We start from the raw sequence: 4888 nt of genomic DNA, 5'->3' as shown, positions 1-4888 counted from the left end.
CAGGTCCCGCGGCCGGACCGGCACCGCGCCCGCGGCGACGGCGTACGGCTGGAGCCACATCGCGAGCACGGCGACCGCGCCCCACAGCGGCGTGGTGACGCACGCCCCGGTGTACGCGGCGGCCTCGCCGAGCCCGCCGACCAGGTTCGGCCACACCGGCACACCCGTCGCGCGCAGCCACCGCTTGCGCCGCGAAGGATCCGACCCGAGTGCGATCAGGCGCGGCGCCACGGCGTGCCCGGTCTCGAAGGCCGCGTACGGCTTGAGCGCGGCGGTCAGCGCGATCAGCTCGGAAGGTTCCAGGTCGGCCTGTTCGGCCGCGTCGATCCCGGCCCGGGCGAGCACGTCCGTACGCACCACCAGCGCGTGCCCGGCGCCTCGGCCCCGCGCCAGGGGGTCGGTACGCACCTTCTTCGGGTCGAGCCGACCGAGCAGGGTCAGCAGGTGGTCGGAGGGAAGATCGCCGGGGACGAGGTCGAGAAGCAGGAGGTGTTCGCGCTCGGCGTGCGCGACCGCCGCGCGGACCGTGCCGGGCTCGACCCGCACACCCACCGCAGCCAGCACCGTCCACGCGTCGGACGCGTGAGACGCGTGTGACTCGTCGGCCCGGACCGCTTCGGCTCCCTCGTCGAACGCCTTGGATACCTCGAACGCGTCGGACGCGTCGGACGCGTCGGACACATCGGACGCGTCGCCTTCTTCCCCCAACACCGGCAGTTCCCGCACCCGCGACCGCAGCTTGCGGGTCGCCCCCGCGAGGCCGAGCACGATCAGCAGGGCCAGCCACGGGAACGGACTGACGGAGGTGCTCAACACAGCTTCTCCAGACGGTCGGCGGCAACCGCGGCGCCTCCGGCCGCGGCGAACGATTCACGCACCCGGACGGCGCCGGCGCGCAGTTCGGGCCGGTAGAGCACGTCGGCGACCGCCGCCCGAAGCTCGGGCACGTGCGCCCGCCCGAACCGGACCCGCACTCCCGCGCCCGCGGACACCACCTGGCGGGCCACGATCGGCTGGTCGTCCCGGATCGGCGCGACCACGAGCGGCAATCCGAAGGCCAGCGCCTCGCAGACGGTGTTGTGGCCGCCGTGCGTCACCACCGCGTCCAGGTGTGGGAGCAGCGCCGGTTGCGGCACGAACTCCCGGACGAGGACATGGGCGGCAGGCTCCCCGGCAAGGTGCTCGGGAGCCGCGAGGACCACCTGTACCCGGTCCGCGAACGGCCGGGTCGCCTCGACCAGGGCCGGATAGAACCGCGCGCCCGCGTCGCGATTGAGCGTTCCGAGCGAGACCAGAACGCGCTTGCGGCCCGGATCGAGCCGGTCCCACGGGAAGTCGACGTCCTCGGCTCGGGCCCCGAACGCCGGCCCCACGTAGCAGTGGTGCGCCGGCACGCCGGCCACCGGATCGAGCCCGACCAGGTGCGGCGTGGAGAACACCACGACCAGCCGCTCGGAGAACCGCGGATCGTGCTCGGCGGGCAGCCCGGCCGCGACCGCCGCACCGGCGATCTGCTCGCGCACCCACCCGTCGACCTTGGGAAACCCGACCAGCGGGCGGGTGAACTCGGCCGACGTGGTCGCCGACGTCGCCCACGGCACGCCGGCCGACTCGGCCGCGAACGCACCGGCGAACGCCTGCTGATCGGCCACCACGACATCGGGCCGATACGTAGCCAACGCGGCGCGGACGCCGGGCAGCATCGCGTGCGCGAGCGGTACGAGCGTCTCCTCGACCAAGAAGCGCAGCGCCGCGACCCCGCGCAGCCGCTGCCAATTCGCGTGCAGGCGGGCATAGCCGCCGGCCGGCGACTCACCGCCCGTCGAGTAACGGGTCGCGGTCTCGGGGAGCAGACCGCGGATCTCGGCGGGACCGCACCACGCGACCTCGTGTCCGCGCTCGGCCAGCGCCGCGGCGACCGGGATCGTCGGGTTCACGTGGCCCGTGAACGGCGGTACGACAAAAAGGAACCTCATCCGTCCACCCCCGGCGGGAAGGTTTCGAGCTCGTGGCGGGGCAACCAGTCGAGCAGCGCGGCCAGGACCGTGTCGGTGGCCTCGCGCAGGACCGTGTGGGCCACGCCCGGCAGGATGGCGAGCGTGCACTCGGGCAGCAGCTCGGCCAACCGCCGGGCGGACACGACCAGTTCGGACAGCTCTCCGTACAGCGCGAGCACCGGGCAGGCCACCCCGCGCAGTTCGTCCGGCTCCGGGGCGCGGACCAGCGTGACGTCCTCGATCAGGGTCGTGCCGTTGAGCAGCGCGTCGGCGCCCGCCCGCAACCGGGCCGTCTTGCGGGCGGCGCCGGTCACCGGCCCGGTAGAGCCGCGATGCGCCTCCAGGCCCAGCGCGGCGAGGTTGAGCGTGTTGGCCATCTCCTCGACCCAGCCGCCGTCGTACGGCTCGCCGGGTCGCCGCGTGTCCAGGCACTGACCCTCGATCAGGATCAGGCTCGCCACCAGGTCGGGCCGGGTCCTGGCCGCGTGCAGCGCGATCAGGCCGCCGAAACTGTTCCCGACGAGGTGTACGGGGACGCCGATGTGGCACGCCTCCAGTACGGCGGCCAGGTCGGCGACGGCGGTGTCCACGTCGTAGCCCGTGGCCGGCCGGTCGGTTCGGCCGTGGCCGCGCTGGTCGTACAGCACGACGTCGGCGCCGGTCCGCGCGATCGGCGCGGCGAGCGTGTAGTAGAAGCTCGACATGTTGTCCAGGACCAACCCGTGCAGGAACACCACCGGCGTGACCGGGCCGCGGACTCCCGCCGGCCCCCTCAGCCGTTGCACGTGAAACCGCAGGCCGTTCGCGAGCACCTCGCTCACCGCGCACCGCCGACCGACTCGCCGCGGGTGCACGTCGCGATGTGCGCGACCAGGTGTCCCACGGTCATCGTCATGATCTCCTCGATCTCCAGGCCCGCGAGGAACTCGATGAAGTCGACGCGGTCCCCGTAGCGTTCCTGGAGGCGACCGGCGAGCGCGACGAACTCGATGCTCTCCAGGGCGAGATCGTCGTCGAAGCCGCTGTCGTGGGTGATCTCGACGGCGAGCAGGATCTCGTCGCCGACGATGTCGGCGAGCATGCCCGCGACCTCGGCGAGGATTCGGTCCGCGTGGGCGTCCGCGCTCATGGCGTACTCCAAGGGGTGTCGGGACGGGCGAGGGGTTCGGGGTCCGCGGCGGGTTCGAGGAGGTCGAGGGTCGCCGGACGCGTCGCGGGCGCGCCGGCCGTCGGATCCGTGGGCTCGGCTTCCGCGCACGTCCACGCGACCACGTAGTGATCCACGCGCGATCCGTCCGGGGCCGCGTCCTCGACCACACGGGTCCGAACGAGGTGGGCCGGTCCGCCGGGCGCTCGGGAGGCGATGTGCAGGCCCGCGTCCTGGGCGCCGTGGTCCGGCAGGACCGACGTCACGAGCCGATCGAGCGGCCGACCGGCAAGCCCGGTGCCGTCCGCCTTGCCGGCTGCCTCCTTCGCGCACCAAAACCGCAGCACCCACCGATGCCGCAGGTCGCGGTCGTGCCCCGCGAGGGTGTCCAACAGCCGCCGCTCGTCCGCGCCGAACGCGGAACGCTCCAGCGCGGAGGCATCCGACCCGGGGTCGATCAGTTCGATGTCGATCCCCGCAGGCTCGGCACGGGCCAGCGCGACCGCGAGCCGATGGCTGTGCGCCACCGACACCACGGGCGGCGGCCCGGCTTCGGGGTCGCCGGGTCCGCCCACGACGCGCACGAGTGGCCGGCCGTCGCCGTGGTGGGTCACCTCCACCTGGGCGGGATACAGCGGCCCGTGCCCGCCCCGCCACACATACCGGCGGACGGCGTCCTTGACCGCGACCCGCCCCAGCAGCCAACTCTGCCGCGCACGCGGCGCCTTCGTGGCGAACTCGGCCCGCTCGGCGCGGTTCAGGTAGCGCCGCATCACCAGGTCCTGTGACGCGGGGTCGGGCCAGCGGGTGCGCAGCAGGCACCAACCCTCGGGCTGCGGTTCGCCGATACCGGTGGTGTGCGGGGTGAACTTCATCGGCCACACCCGTTCGTCGGCCGCGAACCGGCGGTACACCCAGCCCCGCACCCGGATCCGGACCAAGCCCGTGTCCGGGTCGACGAGTTCGACGTCGCCACGCACGGTCGTCGGTGTGACGTCACGGATCCGTGCGGTGGTCAGCAGCCGCGAACCGGTCGCGGGACGCGGCCCGTAGAGGTCGATCGCCTCGACCGACATCGGGAACACGAGCCGATCCGTCGGCAATCGCACCTGCATCCAGTGCCCGAGCAGTTGCCCCGCCGCGTCGAGCAGCGCGCCCGGTGCCGGGAGGGTCCGCAGGATGCCCCTGATTCCGTCGTCGGCGAGCGTGAGCACCTGCTCGACTCCGGCGAAACCCGAGCCGTGGAACATCCACCGGTCCGCGTACAGCGCGTGCGCGCGCACCGGCGCGGGCCCCTCGTTCGTAAGCGGGGCGCCGTCGGGCGCGGGCGCGGGACGCGGCGTACGGGCGTCGGCGAGTACCACGACCGCCGACGTGAACGCGCCGAACTCGATCCGGACCCGGTCCGCGTCCACCGGGATACGCACCACATCGGTCGTCGTGGCCGGCGCCACCGGCAGCCAGCGCAGCGCGCGCACGTCGGTGTAGCCGGCGACGACTCGACCCGGCCCGGCCGCCGTGAGCGCCTCGGCGCCCGCCAGATCGACCAGCGTGGTCATCGGTACCACCGGGAAGCGGTCCGCGTCGTCCGGCCACCAGTCGGGCTGTTCGTACACACAGTGGTCGCGCACGTAAGGGTGCGTCGTCAACGAGAACTCGCACGTACGGCGAGACTCGGCGGTGTCGACGGGCGGTGGCTGCCGCGACACGGTCGGCGGCTGCCGCGACGCGGGCGCCGGCGCCG

4 protein-coding genes and 1 pseudogene are annotated in these 4888 nt (G+C 73.6%); all 5 read right to left on the bottom strand.

Annotation, left to right across the window (positions count from 1 at the left end; translation table 11 throughout):
- Positions 1–813, bottom strand: a pseudogene (locus tag GT354_RS50215) (hypothetical protein); the annotation flags it as partial.
- The gene (locus GT354_RS50210) at positions 810–1976 is read right to left on the bottom strand and encodes a glycosyltransferase (protein WP_161364916.1); all 1167 of its coding nucleotides are present in this window, start codon (positions 1974–1976) and stop codon (positions 810–812) included. The gene GT354_RS50210 and the pseudogene GT354_RS50215, both read right to left, overlap by 4 nt.
- Positions 1973–2818, bottom strand: coding sequence for an alpha/beta hydrolase (locus tag GT354_RS50205; RefSeq protein WP_161364915.1), 846 nt, complete (start codon positions 2816–2818; stop codon positions 1973–1975). Before GT354_RS50205 ends, GT354_RS50210 begins: the two co-directional genes overlap by 4 nt.
- Positions 2815–3126 (bottom strand): acyl carrier protein, encoded by a 312-nt coding sequence (locus GT354_RS50200; RefSeq protein ID WP_161364914.1) that lies wholly within the window; start codon positions 3124–3126, stop codon positions 2815–2817. Before GT354_RS50200 ends, GT354_RS50205 begins: the two co-directional genes overlap by 4 nt.
- On the bottom strand, positions 3123–4888 hold a 1766-nt coding region (locus GT354_RS50195; RefSeq protein WP_202513180.1), incomplete at its 5' end, for a 4'-phosphopantetheinyl transferase superfamily protein. The genes GT354_RS50200 and GT354_RS50195, both read right to left, overlap by 4 nt.

The organism is Streptomyces sp. SID3343, from assembly GCF_009865215.1.
Lineage (GTDB): Bacteria > Actinomycetota > Actinomycetes > Streptomycetales > Streptomycetaceae > Embleya.
This window is presented reverse-complemented; position numbering and strand designations above follow the sequence as displayed.

Bases quoted from the DNA above. Each gene is read 5' to 3' on its own strand.
- GT354_RS50210 (WP_161364916.1), bottom strand. From the start codon at position 1,976: ATGAGGTTCCTTTTTGTCGTACCGCCGTTCACGGGCCACGTGAACCCG.
- GT354_RS50200 (WP_161364914.1), bottom strand. From the start codon at position 3,126: ATGAGCGCGGACGCCCACGCGGACCGAATCCTCGCCGAGGTCGCGGGC.